The organism is Rugosimonospora acidiphila (genome assembly GCF_039543385.1).
Taxonomy (GTDB): domain Bacteria; phylum Actinomycetota; class Actinomycetes; order Mycobacteriales; family Micromonosporaceae; genus Rugosimonospora; species Rugosimonospora acidiphila.
Genome location: NZ_BAABJQ010000016.1, coordinates 113,782 through 132,669 on the forward strand (window position 1 = coordinate 113,782; position 18,888 = coordinate 132,669).

Consider the following 18,888-nt stretch of genomic DNA (forward strand, 5'->3'; position numbering starts at 1 on the left):
GGCCGCGTCGCGGATCGCGGCCGCGCTCATTCCCGACCCAGATCCCGGTGGTGCGCGTTGGCCACCACCCGCAACTCGCGCAGCCGGCGGGCCAGCTCCTCGGCGATGGCCACGCTGCGGTGCTTACCGCCGGTGCAGCCGACCGCGACGGCCAGGTATCGCTTGCCCTCACGTTCGAAGCCGGGCGCGGTGGCATTGATCAGTCGCGCGTACGTCTCGACGAAGGTGACCGCACCGCGCTGGCCCAGCACGTACCGGCTGACCTCGGGCTCCTGCCCGGTGTGATCGCGCAGCTCCGGCACCCAGTAGGGGTTGGGGAGGAAGCGGGCGTCGAGCACGAAGTCGGCGTCGGGCGGCAGGCCGTACTTGAAGCCGAAGGACAGCACGGTGACCCGCAGCCGCCGGGCGTCCTCGCCGCCGAACAGCTCCTCCACCCGGCTGCGTAGCTGGTTGACGTTCAGGTGGCTGGTGTCGATGAGCACGTCGGCCGCCTCGCGCGCCTCGCGCAGCAGCTCCCGCTCCGCCGCGATGCCGTCGGCCAGCCGGCCGTCGCCCTGCAGCGGGTGCGAGCGCCGGACATTCTCGAAACGACGGATGAGCACCTCGTCGTCGGCGTCCACGAACACCACCCGAGGGCTGTAGCCGCGCTCCTTGAGCGCCTGGACGGCCCCGCCCAGATCCGTGGAGAACGCCCTGCTGCGCACGTCGAGGACCATCGCCGTCTGCCGAGCGGTGCCACCGGCCCGGTGGGCGAGCTCGGCCATGTCGAGCATCAGCGCCTGCGGCAGGTTGTCGACCACGTAGTAACCGACGTTCTCCAGGGCGCGGGCCACGGTGCTTCGCCCGCCGCCGGACACGCCGGTAACGATCACCAGGTCGGTATCGGAGCGCGGCTGCTCCTCCTCGATCACGCTTCCCCCCTCGCGTGGCGCGCCAACCACGGGTCGGGCGTGACGGCGCTGGCGTTCCAAATCCTAGGCGAACTGCCCAACTAGGCTTCTTCGCCCCTGCTCGGGGCCTCGATGACCTCGCCTGCCACATGATCATCGCTGCCCGGCGCGGGCCCGCCGCCCGCCGGGCCGCCCGCGATCGCCACCGCGCCGGCGCCTGGCGCCGCGTCCGCCGCAGTGCCGGCGTCCGGCGCCGCATCCACCGCCACGTCACCCTGCGGCCCCGCATCCGCGACCGCGTCGGCGTCCGACGCCGCATCCACCGCCCCGTCGGCGTTTGGCACCGCGTCCGGCGCCGTTTCATCGCCGCGCAGCGCGGCCACGATCGCGGCTGCGGTGCGCGGACCGATGCCGGGCACCGTGGCGATCTCGTCCGGGCCGGCCGCGGCCAGCCGCCGCAGCGAACCGAAGCGGGCCAGCAGCGCCTTGCGCCGGGTGTCGCCCAGGCCCGGGATGGAGTCCAGCTGCGACGCGGTCATGCGCTTCGACCGCCGCTGCCGGTGGAAGGTGATCGCGAAGCGGTGCGCCTCGTCGCGGACGCGCTGCAGCAGGTACAGGCCCTCGGAGGCGCGCGGCAGGATCAGCGGGAAGTCCTCGCCGGGCAGCCACACCTCCTCCAGCCGCTTGGCCAGCCCGCACAGCGTGATGTCGGTGATGCCGAACTCGGCGAGCACCTCGGCGGCCGCGTTGACCTGGGGGGCGCCGCCGTCGACCACCAGCAACTGGGGCGGGTAGGCGAACTTGCGCGGCTTGCCGGTCTCCGGGTCGACGCCGGGGCGGTCCGGGTCGCCGTCCCCGGCCGTCACCGCCTCCACGTACCGCGCGAACCGCCGGCGCAGCACCTCCGACAGCGCCGAGAGGTCGTCCGTGGCGCCGCGCACCGCGAACCGCCGGTACTCGGCCTTGCGGGGCAGCCCGTCCTCGAAGACGACCATGCTGGCGACCACGTCGGTGCCCTGGATCTGGGACACGTCGTAGCACTCCACCCGCAGCGGCGCCTGCTCCATGCCCAGCGCCTCGGCGATCTCCTCCAGTGCCTTGCTCCGGGTGGTGAGGTCGCCGGCCCGGCGCAGCTTGTGCTGCGCCAACGACTGGGCGGCGTTGCGCGCCACGGTCTCCAGCAGGGTGCGCTTGTCGCCGCGCTGCGGCACCCGCAGCTGCACCCGGCTGCCCCGGTGCTCCGACAGCCACTCGGTCAGCGCCTCGGCGTCCGGCGGCAGGGCCGGCACCAGCAGTTCCCGGGGCACGTCGGCCTCGCCGGTCTCGGCGCCGTAGACCTGGCTGCAGAAGTGGTGCACCAGGTCGCCGGTGTCCAGCTCCTCGGTCTTCTCCACCACCCAGCCGCGCTGCCCGCGCACCCGCCCGCCGCGCACGTGGAAGACCTGCACCGCGGCCTCGAGCGGGTCCTCGGCGAAGGCCACCACGTCGGCGTCGGTGCCGTCACCGAACACCACCGCCTGCTTCTCCATCGCCCGGCGCAGCGCGGTGAGGTCGTCCCGCAGCCGGGCGGCCTTCTCGAACTCCAGCGCGTCGGAGGCGGCGTGCATCTCCCGCTGCAGCCGGCGCTCCATGGTGTCGGTGCGCCCGGCCATGAAGTCGCAGAACTCGTCGACGATCCGCCGGTGCTCGTCCGCGTCGACCTGCCCGACGCAGGGCGCCGAGCACTTGCCGATATAGCCGAGCAGGCAGGGCCGGCCGATCTGCCCGGAGCGCTTGAACACCCCGGCCGAGCAGGTGCGCGCGGGGAACACCCGCAGCAGCAGGTCGAGGGTCTCCCGGATGGCCCAGGCGTGGGAATACGGCCCGAAGTAGCGCACACCCTTGCGCTTGGCGCCGCGCATCACCTGCAGGCGCGGGAACTCCTCGTTGAGGGTGACCGCCAGGAACGGGTACGACTTGTCGTCGCGGTATTTGACGTTGAAGCGGGGGTCGTACTCCTTGATCCAGGTGTACTCCTGCTGCAGCGCCTCGACCTCGGTGCCCACCGTGATCCAGTCGACCCGGGCGGCGGTGGTGACCATCTGCTGGGTACGCGGGTGCAGCGTCCAGGGGTCGGCGAAGTAGGAGTTGAGCCGGCTGCGCAGGCTCTTGGCCTTACCGACATAGATCACCCGGTCGGTGGGGTCGTAGAACCGGTACACACCGGGCGCATCGGGGATCGTTCCGGGCGCCGGGCGATACGTGGTCGGATCGGGCACGCAGCAAGCCTAGTCCGGTGGTCTGACATTACCGCTGGAACCATCGCGGGCAGCCGGACGACGGGTCCGGATCGTCGCTCGACGCCAGACGCGCCGAGCCAGACTGACCGGCGGCGCCATGCGGATTGCGGAGGGGTGGCCACATCGGCCTTTGGATCGGTCGGACCGGCCGCACCGCCGGCCCGACCCGCATAGCGTGAACCCGCCGATCAGCTCACGGTCAGGGTGTCGCCGGTTACGGTGACCGTCTTGCTGGCCAGCGGCCTCGGCGCCGGGCCGGCCTTGACCGAGCCGTCGGTGATCGAATACTGGCTGCCATGGCACGGACAGTCGATGGTGCCGTTCTGGACCTTGGAGACCTGGCACCCCTGGTGCGTACAGGTGGCGCTGAAGGCCTTGAAGTTGCCGGCCGTCGGCTGGGTGACCACGATGTTCTGACCCGGGAAGACCATGCCGCCGCCGGACGGGATCTCGGAGACCTTGATGGCGGGGCCGTCGGAGCCGCCGCTGGAGGAGTCGCCCCCGTCCGCCGGGCCCGCACCCGCGTCGTTGTTGGAGTTGCCGGCCGGGTTGCCCGCGCCCGTCGCCGCGCCGGAGCTTCCGCATGCGGCCAGTGCCACGACCGCACCGGCCGCGCCGACGCCGGCAAGCATCAGCTTGCGGCGCGGTAGATCCACGCTATCCGTATCGTTCATTGCCTCTCCTACAAACCGACGTGGTCAACCCTCTGCACTGGTTGACACGCCAGTTTGCCCCACATGGTTCAGCTACGGGGCGAAGTGGCCCTTCTTCTTGAGGCGGAACTCACGCTCGGCTTCGGGGCAACGCTACCCTGGCCGGCGCTCTTGGTCGATGGCTTGGCGGCGGCCTGACCGCTCTTGGCCTGGGTGGACTTCGCGGCCGAGGCACGGGCCGTCCCGTTCTTGGCCGTAGCGCCGGCGGGGGTCGGGGTGCCCTTGGCGGTCGGGCTCTTGGCCGCCGGGCTCTTCGCCGTCGCCGGACTCTTCGCCGCCGAACTCTTCGCCGACGGGCTCTTGGCCGCGGCGCTCTTCGGGGCCGGGGCGCCGTTCTTGCCGGCGGTCCCGTCCTTGCCGGCCGGACCGGTGCCGTTCTTGCCGGCCGGAGCGCGGGTCGCGGTCGGGAGGCTCTTGGCGGTCGCGCCGTTCGCCTTGCTGGCCCGCTCCAACGCCTCGTCGGAACCGTTCGGCTCGCCGGTCAGGCCCAGTGTGTGGCGCAGGAACTGCCCGGTGTGGCTCTCCGGCGTCTCCGCCAACTCCTCGGGGCTGCCCACGGCGACCACCACGCCGCCGCGGTGGCCACCCTCCGGGCCCATGTCGATCAGCCAGTCGGCAGTCTTGATCACGTCGAGGTTGTGCTCGATCACGATCACCGTGTTGCCCTTGTCGACCAGGCCCTCCAGCACCATGAGCAGCTTCCGGATGTCCTCGAAGTGCAGGCCGGTGGTCGGCTCGTCCAGCACGTACACCGTGCGGCCGGTCGAGCGCTTCTGCAGCTCGCTGGCCAGCTTGACCCGCTGCGCCTCGCCGCCGGACAGGGTGGGCGCGGGCTGGCCCAGCCGCACGTACCCGAGGCCGACGTCGACCAGCGTCTTGAGGTGCCGGTGGATCGCCGGAATCGCCTCGAAGAAGCCGGCCGCCTCCTCGATCGGCATGTCCAGCACCTCGGCGATGGTCCGGCCCTTGTAGTGCACCTCCAGGGTCTCCCGGTTGTACCGGGCCCCCTTGCACTCGTCACACGGGACGTACACGTCGGGCAGGAAGTTCATCTCGATCTTCTTGGTGCCGTCGCCCGCGCACTCCTCGCACCGGCCGCCCTTGACGTTGAACGAGAACCGCCCCGGCCCGTACCCGCGCACCTTCGCCTCGGTGGTCTCGGCGAACAGCTTGCGAACGTTGTCGAACACACCCGTGTAGGTCGCGGGGTTCGAGCGTGGCGTGCGCCCGATCGGCGACTGGTCGACGCCGACCACCTTGTCCACGTGGTGCATGCCGGTGATCCGGGTGTGCCGGCCCGGTACCAGCTTGGCGCCGTTGATCTGGTTGGCCAGCACCGCGTACAGGATGTCGTTGACCAGCGTCGACTTGCCCGAGCCGGACACACCGGTGACCGCGATGAACTGCCCCAGCGGGAAGGTGACGGTCAGGTTGCGCAGGTTGTGCTCGCGGGCACCGTGCACCACCAGCTGGCGGTCCAGGGTCTGGGGGCGGCGCACCGCCGGGACCGGGATGGAGCGCCGGCCGGACAGGTATGCCCCGGTCATCGAGCGCTCGTTGGTCAGCAGCTTGTCGAACGGACCGGCGTGCACGATGTGCCCGCCGTGCTCACCCGCGCCCGGCCCGATGTCCACGATCCAGTCGGCCGTGCGGATGGTGTCCTCGTCGTGCTCGACGACGATCAGCGTGTTGCCCAGGTTCTTCAGGCGCACCAGCGTCTCAATCAGCCGGTGGTTGTCCCGCTGGTGCAGCCCGATGCTCGGCTCGTCCAGCACATACAGCACGCCAACCAGGCCGGAACCGATCTGGGTGGCCAGCCGGATGCGCTGCGCCTCGCCGCCGGACAGCGTGCCGGCGGCCCGGTCCAGCGACAGGTAGTCCAGCCCCACGTCGAGCATGAAGTGCAGCCGCGCGTTGATCTCCTTGAGCACCCGCTCGGCGATCAGTTTCTGCCGGTCGGTCAGCTCCAACTCGGAGAGTATCTGGGCGCACTCACCGATGGACAGCCCGCAGACCTCGGCGATGTTGCGCCCGTCGATGGTGACGGCCAGGATCTCCGGCTTGAGCCGGGTGCCGCCGCAGGTGGGGCACGGGATGTCGCGCATGTACCCCTCGTACTTGTCGCGCGACCACTCCGACTCGGTATCCGCGTGCCGGCGCTCGATCCACTGCATCACGCCCTCGAAGCCGGTGTAGTACGACCGCTCCCGGCCGAACTTGTTCCGGTACCGGACGTGGACCTGGTCATCGGCGCCGTACAGGATGGTCTTCTGGGCCCGGGTGGACAGCGCCCGCCACGGGGTGTCCAGGTTGAAGCCCTCCTCCTTGCCCAGCGCTTCGAGCAGCCGGAGGAAGTAGTCCAGGGTGTGCCCGCCCGACCAGGGCTGGATGGCGCCCTCGCGCAGCGACCGCTCCGGGTCCGGGATGATCAGCTCGGGGTCGACCTCCTTCTTGGTCCCCAGGCCGGTGCATTCCGGGCAGGCGCCGTAGGGCGCGTTGAAGGAGAAGGCCCGAGGCTCCAGGTCCTCGATCGCCAACGGGTGGTCGTTCGGGCAGGCCAGGTGCTCGGAGTAGCGGCGCTCGCGGTGCGGGTCGTCCTCGGGCAGGTCGACGAAGTCGAGCACCACCAGCCCACCGGCCAGCCCCAGGGCCGACTCGATCGAGTCGGTCAGCCGCTGCTTGGCGTTCGCCTTGACGGTGAGCCGGTCGACCACCACCTCGATGGTGTGCTTTTCCTGCTTCTTCAGCTTCGGCGGCTCGGTCAGGGGGTGCACCACGCCGTCGATGCGGGCCCGCGCGTACCCCTTGGACTGCAACTCACCGAAGAGGTCCAGATATTCACCCTTACGGCCGCGCACCACCGGGGCGAGCACCTGGAACCGGGTGCCCTCCGGCATGGCCAGCACCCGGTCGACGATCTGCTGCGGGGTCTGCCGGGAGATCGGTTCGCCGCAGACCGGGCAGTGCGGCTGGCCCACCCGGGCGAACAGGAGCCGGAGGTAGTCGTAGACCTCGGTGATCGTGCCCACGGTCGAGCGCGGGTTGCGGGAGGTCGACTTCTGGTCGATCGACACCGCCGGGGACAGCCCCTCGATGAAGTCGACGTCCGGCTTGTCCATCTGGCCGAGGAACTGGCGCGCGTACGACGAGAGCGACTCGACATAGCGGCGCTGGCCCTCGGCGAAGATCGTGTCGAAGGCGAGGCTGGACTTACCGGAGCCGGATAGGCCGGTGAAAACGATCATCGCGTCGCGAGGAAGGTCGAGGTTCACGTCACGCAGGTTGTGTTCCCGCGCACCACGGATGATCAGTCGGTCGGCCACGGCCCGCCCACTCCAGAGTTTTGTCCCGTTATGTCCTGGCACGAGGATGCCGCCGCAACCATAGCTACGCCGTATGACATTTTTCGTCGACCACGACAGCAGGAGCCAACTCTCCCGCGCCGGCGACTATTCCGGCACCCGCCCCGCTGGTCGCTTCGGCATCCAGCCCGCTGATCGCACGACGGTCTCATCACGACGAGCTGACCGTCACGACAAGCGCCTCGCTCGAACAGCTGTTCGGCGACGAACATATCACGCGTCAGCCGGGCAAGTGCCCAACCCGGCCAGCCGCGCGTCCCTGCCGTTGCCGGCGCCGCCACTCGGCCCCGGACTCGACGGCCAGCCGGGCGTCACGCCGGCGCGACTGCCCGTCCAGCTCCCGGCGCAGCCTGCGCCAGCTGTCCAGGCGCCGCGCGGTCAGCTCGCCGGTGGCCAGCGCCTCGCGCACCGCGCACCCGGGCTCCAGATCATGATCACAGTCGGCGAACCGGCACCCCTCGGCAAGCCGGTCGATCTCGGCGAAGACCTGTCTGAGCCCGGGTTCGGAGTCGAACAGTCCGACCGCCCGCACGCCCGGGGTGTCCAGCACCGCACCGCCGCCGGGCAGCGGAACCAGCACCCGGTACGTGGTGGTGTGCCGCCCCCGCCCGTCCGAGCGGCGGATCGACCGGGTACCCATCACCGGCGCCCCGGCCAGCGCGTTGACCAGCGTCGATTTGCCCGATCCCGACGGGCCGAGCAGCCCGAGGGTGCGCCCCGCGGCCACCAGCGGGCGGAGCCGGTCCAGGCCCGTACCCCGTTGGGCACTGACCGTGATCACCTCCACTCCACCGGTCGCCTCGGCGACCTGCCGCGCCACCGGCTCCGGGCGGGCCAGCAGGTCGGCCTTTGTGAGCAGTACCAGCGGCCGGGCGCCAGACGAGATCGCCAGGGCGAGCAGCCGTTCGATCTGGGCCAGGTCGGGCGCCGGCGCCATCGGCTCCACGACCGCGGCCACGTCGAGATTCGCCGCCAGCACCTGGCCCCGCGAGTCCCGGCCGGCGGTGGCCCGCAGGATGCGGGTACGCCGGGGCAACACGGCCTCGATCGTGGTGCGCCGGTCGGGCCAGGTCCGCACCGCCAACCAGTCTCCGGCGCACGGCAGCCAGACCGGATCCCGGGCGCACCGGGCCAGCCAATCGCCGCCCAGGCTGGCCCGGTCGGCCCCGTCCGCGGTGAAGATGGTGCACACGCCGCGATCCACCCGGGCGACCCGGGCCGGTCGGTACCCGGACAGAGCGGCACCCGACCTCCTCGGCGGCGCCCCGTGGGTCAGCTCGGCGTACGCGGAGGCGAAATCGGCGTCCCAACCGAGGGACGCGAGGTCGAACGTCATGAGTCCCTACTTCGCGGAGAACGGGGATGAGGCGGGCAGCGCGCGACTTCGGGGCACCGGGCCCACCTCCTCTCGCCATGCCGCTGACCGCGCGGACGCGATGCGCGAGCGCCGGATCCGCGGCGCTGGCCGGTTCCGGCACGCATCGGTATCGACGGTACGGCGGGCGCTCGCGCGAGGGAAACGCATTAACGGTACGGTCGGTGGCGTGACAGCGGATCCGCTCGCACTCATCCCCGACCTCGACCGGGCCACCCAACGGGTCATCGCCACCGCCGACGCGCTGAAGGACCCGGCCGCACCGTCTCTGCTACCCGGCTGGTCCCAGGGCCACGTGCTGACCCACCTCGCCCGCAACGCCGACAGCATGGTCAACCTGCTGACCTGGGCGCGCACCGGCGTCGTTACGCCGCAGTACCCGAGCTGGGAGGTGCGGGAGTCGGACATCGAGGCGGGCGCGGGACGTCCGCTCGCGGACCAGATCGCGGACCTGCGCGACAGCTCCGCCCGATTCGCCGAGGCCGCCTCGGCGCTGCCCGCCGAGGCCTGGTCGGCGGAGCTGTCCGTGCGGACCGGCCCGATCCCGGCCGCGCTGGTGCCCTGGCGGCGGCTGCGCGAGGTCGAGATCCACCACGCGGACCTGGGCGCCGACTACGCGCCGCGGGACTGGCCGGAGGCCTTCGCGCACCGACTGCTGCACGAGGTGGCGACCGGCCGCGAGGGCATCTCCTGCACCCTGCGCGCGGCGTCGCTCGGCCACCCGGTGGTCGTCGGTACCGGCGGCCCGCCGACCATCAACGGACCGGCGTACGCCCTGGCCGCCTGGCTCACCGGCCGCTCCACGGGCGACGGACTCGTCGTCGAACCGATCGGGCCACTTCCCGCTCTCCCGGATTGGATCTGAGAATATGGCTTACACCGGCGACGTCGCACCGGGCTCGGCTCCGCAGGTTCGAGAGCTTCCCAACCTGGTGATCACCAAGGTCTCCGTCGGCCCGATGGACAACAACGCCTACCTGCTGCGCTGTGTGAGCACGGGCGACCAGGTGCTGATCGACGCCGCCAACGAGCCGGAGCGGCTGCTGTCCCTGACCGGTACGGCCGGCCTGTCCACCGTGGTCACGACCCACCGGCACGCCGACCACTGGCAGGGGCTGTCCGAGGTGGTCGGCGCGACGGGTGCCCGGTCGCTGGCGCACCGGGTGGACGCCGGTGAGCTGCCGGTCGCCTCGGAGCCGGTCGAGGACGGCGACGCCATCCCGGTCGGCGACTGCGCGTTGGAGGTCATCCACCTGGTCGGGCACACGCCGGGCTCGATCGCGCTGCTGTACCGCGACCCGTCCGGCATCCCGCACCTGTTCACCGGGGACTCGCTGTTCCCCGGCGGGCCTGGCCGGACGACGAGCCCGACCGATTTCAACTCGCTGATGGACGACCTGGAAACGAAGGTGTTCGGGCAGCTGCCGGACGAGACCTGGTTCTACCCGGGTCACGGCAAGGACAGCACGCTGGGTACCGAGCGGGCGGCCGTCCCGGAGTGGCGGGCCCGCGGCTGGTAGCTCGTGATGTCGTGGGACAGGCGTGAGCCGGACGGGCCGGCCACACACTGCTCCACGTCGACAAGGACTTCGACGTCATCACGGGCGTCACCGGACAGCCGACGGAGCGGCTCCGCACCTGACCGAACCACCAGCCTCACCCGCACCGCGCGGGCGGTCAGTAGTTCCGGTACCACCGCCGGCGAAGGAAGCGGTCGCGTCACGGGTGAGTCGGCGAACCGACCCCCTACACCGCCCGCGTGGCAGCGACCTCGGTGGCGCAGCTCTTCTTCTGCCGGTCACGGTAGGCGTGCGAGGCGGCCTGCTGGCTGCACCGCATGCTGCAGTAACGGCCCGAGGAGTTGCGGGTGCGGTCGTAGAAGCCCTGGTAGCAGGAGGAGGAACTGCACATCCTCAGCCGGGGCCACAGGTCGCGGGTGGTGAGGTCGACGGCCGCCGCGAGCAGTGTCTCGAAGACGCCGACGATTCCGGTGTGCGAGGGCTGGAAGGTACAGCCGCCGGCCTCGATGACCGGGGTCAGCGGGTAGCGCTGACCGTAGGCCCGTAGCAACTGCTCCGCTCCGCCGAGGAGCTCGGCCCCCTGTACGCAGCCGACGTGCTCGCGGAAGACGATCGTGTAGGCGCCACGGAGTTCGCGGATGGCCGCGGCGTCCGCGTCGGTGATGACCGCCTCGCCGTCGTACAGGTTCTGTGACGTGAGCCACTCCACCAGGGCCGCCCGGTCGTCGAGCAGGTCCCGGGCGCGCTTCGGCCCGGGCTGCGTGTTGACGAACTCCAGCAGCAGGTTGGCCGAGGCGAACGGCGGGGTGGCCGTGGGAGTTTCGGTCATGACCCTCCTTATGTCACTGCTAATGGTACGACGGCTAGGGCTGGCGGTTGGATCCGTCTTGGATCAACGAGCATGACATAAGCTAACGGCATAAGGATGTGACGTTGGCTTCGTCGATCCAGCTTGACGCCAAGGTTCGCGAGGTGCAAACCTGGGATGCACGCGTCGCCGGCACCCAGGTTCCAACACCCGTGTCGACCGTCACAGAGATAAGCAAAAGCCGTTCGTGTATTCAGGTTGAGAGGCCCGTGCCAGACGCCGCACGGTCTCCCCGGGCGCTGCCTGGAAATCCTCATCGGGGGTTCCCCGGCTCTCACCGTCACGGCCGGACTTCACAAGCCTTGGAGTAGCACATGTCCTCGAAGATCGTCCTCATCACCGGAGCGAGCAGCGGGATCGGTGCCGCCACCGCTCGCCGACTCGCCGCCGACGGGCACCACGTGGTGCTCGGCGCCCGCCGCGTGGACCGCCTCGAAGCCCTCACCCGGGAGCTGCGCGAGGCCGGCCACAACGCCGAGCACGCGGCGCTGGACGTCACTGACCCCGAGAGTGTCAAGGCTTTCGTCGAGGGCGCCCACACCCGGCACGGCCGAATCGATGTCCTGATCAACAACGCCGGCATCATGCCGTTGTCGCGCCTTGATGACACCCGGGTCGACGACTGGAACCAGATGATCGACGTCAACATCAAGGGGGCCCTCAACAGCATCGCGGCGGCCCTGCCGCTGATGAAGGCCCAGGGACACGGTCACTTCGTCAGCGTGTCCTCCGCCCTGGCCCACTACGTCGCCCCCGCCACGTCCGTCTACAGCGCCACCAAGTACGCGGTGCGCGCGATCTTCGACGGCCTGCGCAAGGAAGACGACCAGATCAGGGTGACCGAGATCAGCCCGTCCTTCACCGAGTCCGAGCTGCTCCAGGGCGGCGACCCCGCCACCATGGCGTGGGTGCAGTCGATGGCCGAGCGCTTCAACCTCCCCGCGTCCACCGTCGCGGGTGCCATCGCCTACGCGATCGACCAGCCGGCCGACGTCGACGTCAGCGAAATCGTCATCCGCTCGCGGGCCGAACTCGCCTAGTGATAGCGGAACGCGGGACGTCTCGGTGATCGCCTCTTCGTGACACGGGATCGCCGGGCGCGGCGGCGCCCGGCGATCCCGCCCTCGTCAGTTGACGCGATGGCTCTCGCGCGGCGCGGCGCCCCGCTCCGGACCCGGCTCCCCCGCCCCCGTCCTCATGCCAACGGCGGCAGCTCCGTCCGGGTCCATCGCGGGCAGTCCACGGTGATCGGCCAGATCGGCCCCACCAGCACCGTCCGCGCCTGGGCCTCGCGCCGCGCGCTGGTGCCGACCCACAGCTCGACCTCGCCGGGCTCGACCACCCGTGTGTACGTGCGGTCGCTGAACGCGAGCCGCGCCGTCGGGACAGTGAACCGTACGGTCACCGATCGGCCCGGCGCCAGGTGCACCCGCCGGTAACCGAGCAACTGCGCCACGGGCCGCGTCACGGACCCCACAAGGTCGTGGCCGTAGAGCTGTACCACGTCGTCGCCCGCCACGGATCCCGTGTTCGTCACCCGCACGGAGACGGTCAGCTCACCATCCGTCGGTACCTCCTCGGGCACGGTCAGGTCGCCGTAGTCGAAGGTCGTGTACGACAGCCCGAACCCGAACGGGGCCGCCGGCGTGGTGGCGAGGCTCGTCACCTCGTCGCCCTCGCCCAGGGCCACGTGCAGGTACGAGTACGGCTGCGCCCCGGCCGCGCGCGGGAGGCTGACCGGTAGCCGCCCCGAGGGGTTGATCCGGCCGGAGAGGACACCCGCGACCGCGCCGGCCCCCTCCTCGCCGGGGAAGAACGCCTGGACGACCGCCGCGCACCGCCGCATGGCCCAACCCACCGCGTACGGGCGGCCGGTGATCAGCACCAGCACGGTCGGCGTACCGGTAGCGAGCACGGCCTCGACGAGGTCGCGCTGGACCCCTGGCAGTTCGAGGTCGTCGCGGTCACAGCCCTCGCCGACCGTGCCGCGCCCGAACAGTCCGGCCTGGTCGCCCATGACGAGCACGGCGACCTCGGCCTCCGTGGCGGCGGCCACCGCCGCGTCGAACCCGGAGCGGTCGGCGTCGTCGACGCCGCACCCGGCGCTGAACGAAACCGCGCCGAGCTCGGCGCGCAGGGCGCCGAGCACCGTCGGTACGGCGATACCCGCGTCGACCCCGGGATGCTGCGCCAGCACGTGGTTGAGGAACGAGTAGCAGCCGAAAAGCGCCGCCGGCCGGTCGGCGTTCGGGCCGATGACCGCGATCCGCCGCGCCGCCGCCAAGGGCAGCACGCCATCGTTGCGCAGCAGCACGACCGACTCCTCGGCGAGCCTGCGCGCGATGGCACGGTGCTCGGGAGAGTCGAGGTCCACCCCGCCGGGCGGCTCCTCGGCGAAGGTCGCGTCGAGCAGCCCCAGCTCGAGTTTCTGGCGCAGGACCCGCAGCACGGCCCGATCGACGAGCGCCTCGTCGACACGTCCCGCGCGGACCGCCTCGGCCAGTGGCGCCAGGTACGCGTCCCCGGTGGGCAGTTCGATGTCCACCCCGGCGGTCAGCGCCTGGACGGCGGCGTCGCCCAGGTCGGCCGCGACGTGGTGCAGCTGGTGCAGGAACGCCACGCTGAAGTAGTCGCCGACGACCGGGCCCTCGAAGCCCCACAGGTCGCGCAGCACGCCGGTGAGCAGGCCGCGATCCGCGGCGACGGGCACGCCGTCGATCTCGGCGTACGAGTGCATCACCGAGCGCGCCCCGCCGTCCAGGATCGCCAGCTCGAACGGGACCAGCAGCACGTCGGCGACCTCGCGGGCGCCGGCACTCACGGGGGCGAAGTTGCGCCCGGCACGGGAGGCCGAGTAGCCGACGAAATGCTTGAGCGTGGCGTGCACTCCCTGCGACTGCAGGCCCCGTACGTAGCCGGTGCCGATCGTGCCGACGAGGTACGGGTCCTCGGCGATGCACTCCTCGACCCGTCCCCATCGGGGGTCACGGACGACGTCGAGTACGGGCGCCAGTCCCTGGTGGACACCCAGTGCCCGCATCGACTCCCCGATCCCGGCGGCCATCCGCTCCACCAGTTCGGGGTCGAAGGTGGCGCCCCACGCGAGCGGGGTGGGGAAGGTGGCCGCCTTCCACGCCGACAGGCCGGTGAGGCACTCCTCGTGCACGATCGCGGGGATGCCGAGCCTCGTGCCGGTGACCAACCCGCGCTGGAACTCCCAGAGCCAGCGGGCCCGCTCGGCGGCCTCGATCGGGCGCGTGCCGTACACGCGGGTGAGGTGCCCGAGCCCGTGGCGGGTGAACTGTGCCAGGTTGGTGGGGGCGCCGAACTCACCCTGCAGCGGCGCGACCGCCTCACCATCCTCCTTCTCCCAGAACCCGACGATCTGCGCCAGCTTCTCTTCCAGGGTCATCTGGCCCAGCAGCTCGAGGATGCGCTCCCGCCGTTCCGTACTGACGCCTGCCAAGGTCGGAACCTCGGTCATGTTGTGCTTCTCCCCAGCCCTTGTTGGTATCGGATCCCCGCGGCACTATCCCTTGACCGCGCCCTGCAGGCCCCCGACTATCTGCCGCTCGGCGAAACTGAAGAAGAGCAGGGCAGGCATCATGGCCAACGACGTGAACGCCAGGACGCCGGCGGTGTCCTGACTGTGCTCGGCGGAGAAGTTCTGCACGCCCAGCGGCAGGGTCTGCATGCTGTCGTCCTGGAGAACGAGCAGCGGCAGCAGGAACGAGTTCCAGCTCGCCACGAACGCGAGCACGGCCACGGTGACCAGCGCGGGCCGGGACAGCGGCAGCAGGATGCGCCAGAAGAAGCCGAGCTTGTCCGAGCCGTCGATCAACGCGGCGTCCTCCAGCTCGGCCGGGAAGGCGGCGAGGAAGGGGCGCAGGATCACGATGGTGATCGGCAGCTGGAAGGCGACCTGCGGGATGATCACACCGAAGTACGTGTTGGCCAGGGACAGGTCGCGCAGCAGCAGGTAGAGCGGCAGGATCGCGGCCGCCGCCGGGAAGAGCAGCCCGAGCGTGAAGTAGGTGTACAGCCCCTCGCGGCCACGGAACTGATAGCGGGCGAGCACGAAGGCGGCGCAGACCCCGAACACCATCACGCCGAGCGTGGTGACGACGGCGATGAGTAGGCTGTTGAGCAGCTCGTGCCAGAACGTGGGCTGGGTCAGCACGTTGGCGTAGGTCCCCCAGACCCACGGGTGGGGCAGCCCGGCGGGGTGCGCGGCGATCTGGCCGGTCGTGCGGAATCCGCCGAGGACGACGTAGACCACCGGAGCGATCGAGACGGCGGCGACCGCGAGCGCCAGCACGTACGTGAGCGGGTTGCTCCATTTCTTCGGTCGCCGGTTGCGGCCAAGGCTCGGCAGCGTGGCGGTCGCGGCCATGTTCACCTCACCCTTCGGGTCTGGGCGCCTTCGATGTCACGGCGCAGGACGAAGCGCTGGAACAGCAGCGCGGCGAGGAACGAAATGACGAACAGGATCACGGCCACCGCGTTGCCGTAGCCCCACTCGCGTTCGTTGAAGCCGTGATCGACCATGTAGGTGGCCATCGAGTTGGAGGCACCGAGCGAGCGAACCGCCGGCGTCGAGGCGACCCAGAGCACGTCGAACAGCTGCAGCGAACCGATTATCGACAGGAACATCCAGATCCGGATGGTGGATCCGAGCAGCGGGATCGTGATGTGCCGCTGGATCTGCCACCAGCTCGCGCCGTCGATCGCGGCGGCCTCGGTCAGCTCGGTCGGGATGTTGGCCATGCCGGCGAGGAAGAGGATGAGGGCGAAGCCGGTGTACTTCCAGGTCAGGATGAACAGCATCGTCCAGAGGACGATGTGCAGGTTGGCCAGCCAACCCGTGATCAGGCTGCCCAGTCCCAGGCTGGTCAGGAGGGTGTCCACGGTGCCGCCGCGCAGCAGGATGAGCTGCCACATGATGCCGACCGTGACCTCGGCCAGCACGTACGGGACGAAGACCAGCAGCCGGAACACGGCGCGCCCGCGGAAGCGCCGATTGAGTAGCAGCGCCATGGCCAGCGCCAGCGGCCCCTGGATCACCAACGAGCCGCCGATGATGATGGCGTTGTTGCGCAGCGCGTCGAGGAAGATGGGGTCGCGGAACGCCCCGAAGGGACCGAAGTAGTTGTCCAGCCCGCGGAACTCGGTCGGCCAGCCGTACCCGCTCCACTTGTAGAGGCTGTAGTAGACGGCGAAGCCGATCGGTGCCAGCACGAACACCGTGAAGACGATGAACGCCGGCCCGGTGAGCCCGATGATCTCGTACCACTTGCGGCGGGTACGGGCCGCACGACTGGGTCCGGTGGGCCGGAGCCTCGCCGGGCGCGCGTCCGCGCGTCCGGCGAGGCTCACAGACGGTTCGGTGGCGGTCACCGCGCCGAGGCCTTCTTCAACGCCTCGACAACACCCTGGGGCGTGCCCTTGTGCGCGAAGATGGCGACGATCGCGTCATTCATCGCGGTACCTTCGTTGGAGCCGAAGGCGGTGTCGAGCCACAGCTGCACCGAGGGTGCCTGCTGGGTGGCCTTCGCGATGATCTGGAGCACCGGGTCGGCCAGGCCGGTCTCGGCACCCTTGACGGTGGGGATCCCGGCGCCGGTCGGGGCGAAGCCCTTCTGCACCTCGGGGCTCACGATGTACTTGAGGAACTCCACGCACTCCGGCGGAGCCTTCTTCGAGCACGAGAAGCCGTCACCGCCACCCATCTGGGTGCCCTGGTCGCCCTGTGCTCCGGGTACCGACGGGAACGGGAACCAGCCGAGGAAGGTGGGCTCCTTCTGGTCTGGGGTCAGGGTCTGCATGACCCCGCCGTCCCAGGCGCCCATGAGCTCCATCGCGGCCTTACCGTTGGCGACCAGACCGGCCGAACTCGTCGCGCCGACCTGGCCGGAGGTGGCGAGGAAGTTCGGCTGGAACGGGTTGGTGCCGACAAAGCTCTGCACGTCCTGACCGGCCTTGGCGAAGCAGGGGTCGTCGAAGCTCTGCTTGGTGGACGCGTTGGCCAGCGTGGCGGCGGAGCACTCACGCACGGCGAAGTTGTACCACCAGTGCGCGGCGGGCCACTTGTCACCGGCGCCGACCGCGATCGGGGTGATGTTCTTGGCCTTGAGCTGGGCAACATCGCTGGTCAGCTCGTCCAGGGTGGTGGGCGGAGAGCTGATGCCGGCCTGGGTGAACAGGTCCTTGTTGTACCAGATCCCCTCGATGCCGAAGTCCCACGGCAGACCGTACTGCTTGCCGTCGACGGCCCAGATCTTGGACACCGGGCCCATGCTGGCGACCTCGGTCTTGGTGTCGGCCGTGAGGTCCTTGAGGTAGTCGGACTTCACCTGGTCGGCCATCTCGCCACCGCCCCAGGCCTCGAACAGGTCCGGCGGATTGCCGCTGAGCAGCGCGGCGGGGATCCGGTTGTGCTGGAGATCATTGGTCTCGATCGCCGAGATCTTGATCGTGACGGACGGGTGGAGGGCGTGGAAATCGTTCGCGACCTTCTGCCAGTAATCCCGCAGCGGGCCCGGTTGGTTCGCGTTATGCCACCAGGTAAGAGTCACCGGGTGCTTGTACAGGTCCCCCGTCGACTGGCTGCTGCTGTCGTCGCCGCTGGAACATCCGCTCGCGACAAGGGCGACCGTCGCAACCAGCGCCAAGATAGCGCCTGACCGGCGCCTCATGATCATAGGGTCTCCTAAGGTTGTCGCTGACTCGATCGACTGTGGCGAGTGTTACAGCGTGCAAACCTGATGTCAATCGATGTCGATAACGTTTGCGAAACGTGGCCGCAAGCCCTCTATCATCCCTTGCGTGGAGATCCCGCAACGCGTGAAGATGTCTGACGTCGCCCGCACGGCAGGCGTCTCGGTGGCGACCGTATCGAAAGTAGTCAATGGACGCTGGGGGGTCGCACAGTCCACTGTGGACCGCGTACAGCGGGTCATCGAGCAGCTCGGCTACGAGGCTAGCCTCGGCGCACAGAGCCTGCGTAGCCAGCGCACCAACGTGCTGGGCATCCTGGTCGCCGAGTTCGAGCCGTTCTCCACCGAACTGCTCAAGGGAGCGTCCGCCGAGGTGGAGCGGACCGACTACGAGCTGCTCGCGTACGCGGCCGGTGCGCGCGGGTCCAAGGTCGGCTGGGAGCGACGATCGCTCGCCCGCCTGTCCGGCACGCTCATCGACGGCGCCATCCTCGTCACCCCGACGGTGGTGGAGGCCAAGCAGGGCGTCCACGTGGTCGCGATCGACCCGCACACCGGGCCGTCGGGGATGCCGACCGTCGACTCCGACAACTTCGCCGGCGCCATGCTGGCGACCAATCATCTGCTGGGGCTCGGCCACCGGCGCATCGGGTTCATCGGCGGACGGCCCGACCTCGAGTCGGCCCGGTTGCGCGAGGCCGGCTTCCGCAAGGCGATGGCGCAGGCGCGAGTCGGCGTGGACGAGGCGCTGGTCCGCGTCGGCGGCTACCGGACCGAGTCCGCCGAGGGTCCGGCGCGCGAGCTGCTCAGCCGGGCCGAACGCCCCACCGCCGTGTTCGCCGCGAACGACCTCTCCGCGATCGCCACCGTGATGGCCGCGCGTGGCCTCGGCCTGACCGTCCCGGACGACCTGTCGGTCATCGGCTTCGACAACGTACCCGAGTCCGCGCTGAGCAGACCGCCGCTGACGACGATCAAGCAGCCGCTGCAGCAGATGGGCGCCGAGGCGCTGCGCCTGCTCGTTGATCTGATCGCCGGCGTCGAACGCGACACGCACGTGCGGCTGCCCACCGAGTTGGTCGTGCGCGACTCCTGCACCCCGCCGCGCTGAGCCCGCCGCCGTGCCGGGTCCGCCGCCGGGCCCGGTCCGGCCAGGACCCATTCG

General features: G+C 70.3%; 12 protein-coding genes and 2 pseudogenes. 4 read left to right on the forward strand and 10 right to left on the reverse strand.

Annotation, left to right across the window (positions count from 1 at the left end):
- Window positions 1-26: 26 nt before the first annotated feature.
- The 5 genes and pseudogenes from rapZ to rsgA form a co-directional block, all read right to left on the reverse strand.
- Complete coding sequence (gene rapZ, locus ABEA87_RS25020; RefSeq protein WP_345633410.1) at window positions 27-911, reverse strand: RNase adapter RapZ; 885 nt, start codon at window positions 909-911, stop codon at window positions 27-29.
- A 350-nt stretch (window positions 912-1,261) separates the two neighbouring features.
- Window positions 1,262-3,148 (reverse strand): annotated as a pseudogene (gene uvrC, locus ABEA87_RS25025) (excinuclease ABC subunit UvrC); the annotation flags it as partial.
- A 209-nt stretch (window positions 3,149-3,357) separates the two neighbouring features.
- On the reverse strand, window positions 3,358-3,843 hold the full coding sequence (locus ABEA87_RS25030) for a Rieske (2Fe-2S) protein (protein ID WP_345633412.1): 486 nt from the start codon (window positions 3,841-3,843) through the stop codon (window positions 3,358-3,360).
- Window positions 3,844-4,271: 428 nt separating this feature from the next.
- Window positions 4,272-7,205, reverse strand: a pseudogene (gene uvrA, locus ABEA87_RS25035) (excinuclease ABC subunit UvrA); the annotation flags it as partial.
- Window positions 7,206-7,464: 259 nt separating this feature from the next.
- Window positions 7,465-8,580, reverse strand: a complete 1,116-nt coding sequence (gene rsgA, locus ABEA87_RS25040) for a ribosome small subunit-dependent GTPase A (RefSeq protein ID WP_345633414.1) — start codon at window positions 8,578-8,580, stop codon at window positions 7,465-7,467.
- Between the two features lie 208 nt (window positions 8,581-8,788).
- On the opposite strand from rsgA, the gene ABEA87_RS25045 reads away from it, so the two are divergent.
- Together ABEA87_RS25045 and ABEA87_RS25050 are read left to right on the forward strand one after the other, a co-directional pair.
- Window positions 8,789-9,484 carry a maleylpyruvate isomerase family mycothiol-dependent enzyme gene (locus ABEA87_RS25045; RefSeq protein ID WP_345633416.1) on the forward strand — a complete coding sequence of 232 codons (696 nt, stop codon included), beginning with the start codon at window positions 8,789-8,791 and terminating at the stop codon, window positions 9,482-9,484.
- Between the two features lie 4 nt (window positions 9,485-9,488).
- Entirely contained in the window at window positions 9,489-10,139 is a 651-nt protein-coding gene (locus ABEA87_RS25050; RefSeq protein WP_345633418.1) for an MBL fold metallo-hydrolase, read from the forward strand.
- A gap of 226 nt (window positions 10,140-10,365) precedes the next feature.
- On the opposite strand, the gene ABEA87_RS25055 is transcribed toward ABEA87_RS25050, so the two are convergent.
- On the reverse strand, window positions 10,366-10,968 hold the full coding sequence (locus ABEA87_RS25055; RefSeq protein WP_345633420.1) for a CGNR zinc finger domain-containing protein: 603 nt from the start codon (window positions 10,966-10,968) through the stop codon (window positions 10,366-10,368).
- A gap of 353 nt (window positions 10,969-11,321) precedes the next feature.
- On the opposite strand from ABEA87_RS25055, the gene ABEA87_RS25060 reads away from it, so the two are divergent.
- Window positions 11,322-12,047: an SDR family oxidoreductase gene (locus tag ABEA87_RS25060; RefSeq protein ID WP_345633421.1), complete on the forward strand. Its 726-nt coding sequence runs from the start codon at window positions 11,322-11,324 to the stop codon at window positions 12,045-12,047.
- A gap of 155 nt (window positions 12,048-12,202) precedes the next feature.
- Here ABEA87_RS25060 and ABEA87_RS25065 read toward each other — a convergent pair whose 3' ends face one another.
- Genes ABEA87_RS25065 through ABEA87_RS25080 form a run of 4 tightly spaced genes read right to left on the reverse strand, consistent with a single transcriptional unit; the run spans window position 12,203 to window position 17,678 of the window.
- Complete coding sequence (locus ABEA87_RS25065) at window positions 12,203-14,491, reverse strand: beta-xylosidase/alpha-l-arabinosidase (protein ID WP_345633422.1); 2,289 nt, start codon at window positions 14,489-14,491, stop codon at window positions 12,203-12,205.
- Between the two features lie 45 nt (window positions 14,492-14,536).
- Window positions 14,537-15,400 carry a carbohydrate ABC transporter permease gene (locus ABEA87_RS25070; RefSeq protein WP_345633423.1) on the reverse strand — a complete coding sequence of 288 codons (864 nt, stop codon included), beginning with the start codon at window positions 15,398-15,400 and terminating at the stop codon, window positions 14,537-14,539.
- 2 nt (window positions 15,401-15,402) lie between these two features.
- Window positions 15,403-16,404, reverse strand: coding sequence for a carbohydrate ABC transporter permease (locus ABEA87_RS25075; RefSeq protein ID WP_345633424.1), 1,002 nt, complete (start codon window positions 16,402-16,404; stop codon window positions 15,403-15,405).
- Window positions 16,401-17,678: an extracellular solute-binding protein gene (locus ABEA87_RS25080; RefSeq protein WP_345633429.1), complete on the reverse strand. Its 1,278-nt coding sequence runs from the start codon at window positions 17,676-17,678 to the stop codon at window positions 16,401-16,403. Before ABEA87_RS25080 ends, ABEA87_RS25075 begins: the two co-directional genes overlap by 4 nt.
- Before the next feature lie 154 nt (window positions 17,679-17,832).
- On the opposite strand from ABEA87_RS25080, the gene ABEA87_RS25085 reads away from it, so the two are divergent.
- Window positions 17,833-18,834 (forward strand): LacI family DNA-binding transcriptional regulator, encoded by a 1,002-nt coding sequence (locus ABEA87_RS25085; RefSeq protein WP_345633431.1) that lies wholly within the window; start codon window positions 17,833-17,835, stop codon window positions 18,832-18,834.
- Window positions 18,835-18,888 lie beyond the last annotated feature (54 nt).

What these genes read in the sequence shown, in the direction of transcription:
- ABEA87_RS25030 (WP_345633412.1), bottom strand. Translation starts at nt 3,843, where the DNA reads ATGAACGATACGGATAGCGTGGATCTACCGCGCCGCAAGCTGATGCTT.
- rsgA (WP_345633414.1), bottom strand. Translation starts at nt 8,580, where the DNA reads ATGACGTTCGACCTCGCGTCCCTCGGTTGGGACGCCGATTTCGCCTCC.
- ABEA87_RS25050 (WP_345633418.1), top strand. Translation starts at nt 9,489, where the DNA reads ATGGCTTACACCGGCGACGTCGCACCGGGCTCGGCTCCGCAGGTTCGA.
- ABEA87_RS25055 (WP_345633420.1), bottom strand. Translation starts at nt 10,968, where the DNA reads ATGACCGAAACTCCCACGGCCACCCCGCCGTTCGCCTCGGCCAACCTG.
- ABEA87_RS25060 (WP_345633421.1), top strand. Translation starts at nt 11,322, where the DNA reads ATGTCCTCGAAGATCGTCCTCATCACCGGAGCGAGCAGCGGGATCGGT.
- ABEA87_RS25065 (WP_345633422.1), bottom strand. Translation starts at nt 14,491, where the DNA reads ATGACCGAGGTTCCGACCTTGGCAGGCGTCAGTACGGAACGGCGGGAG.
- ABEA87_RS25070 (WP_345633423.1), bottom strand. Translation starts at nt 15,400, where the DNA reads ATGGCCGCGACCGCCACGCTGCCGAGCCTTGGCCGCAACCGGCGACCG.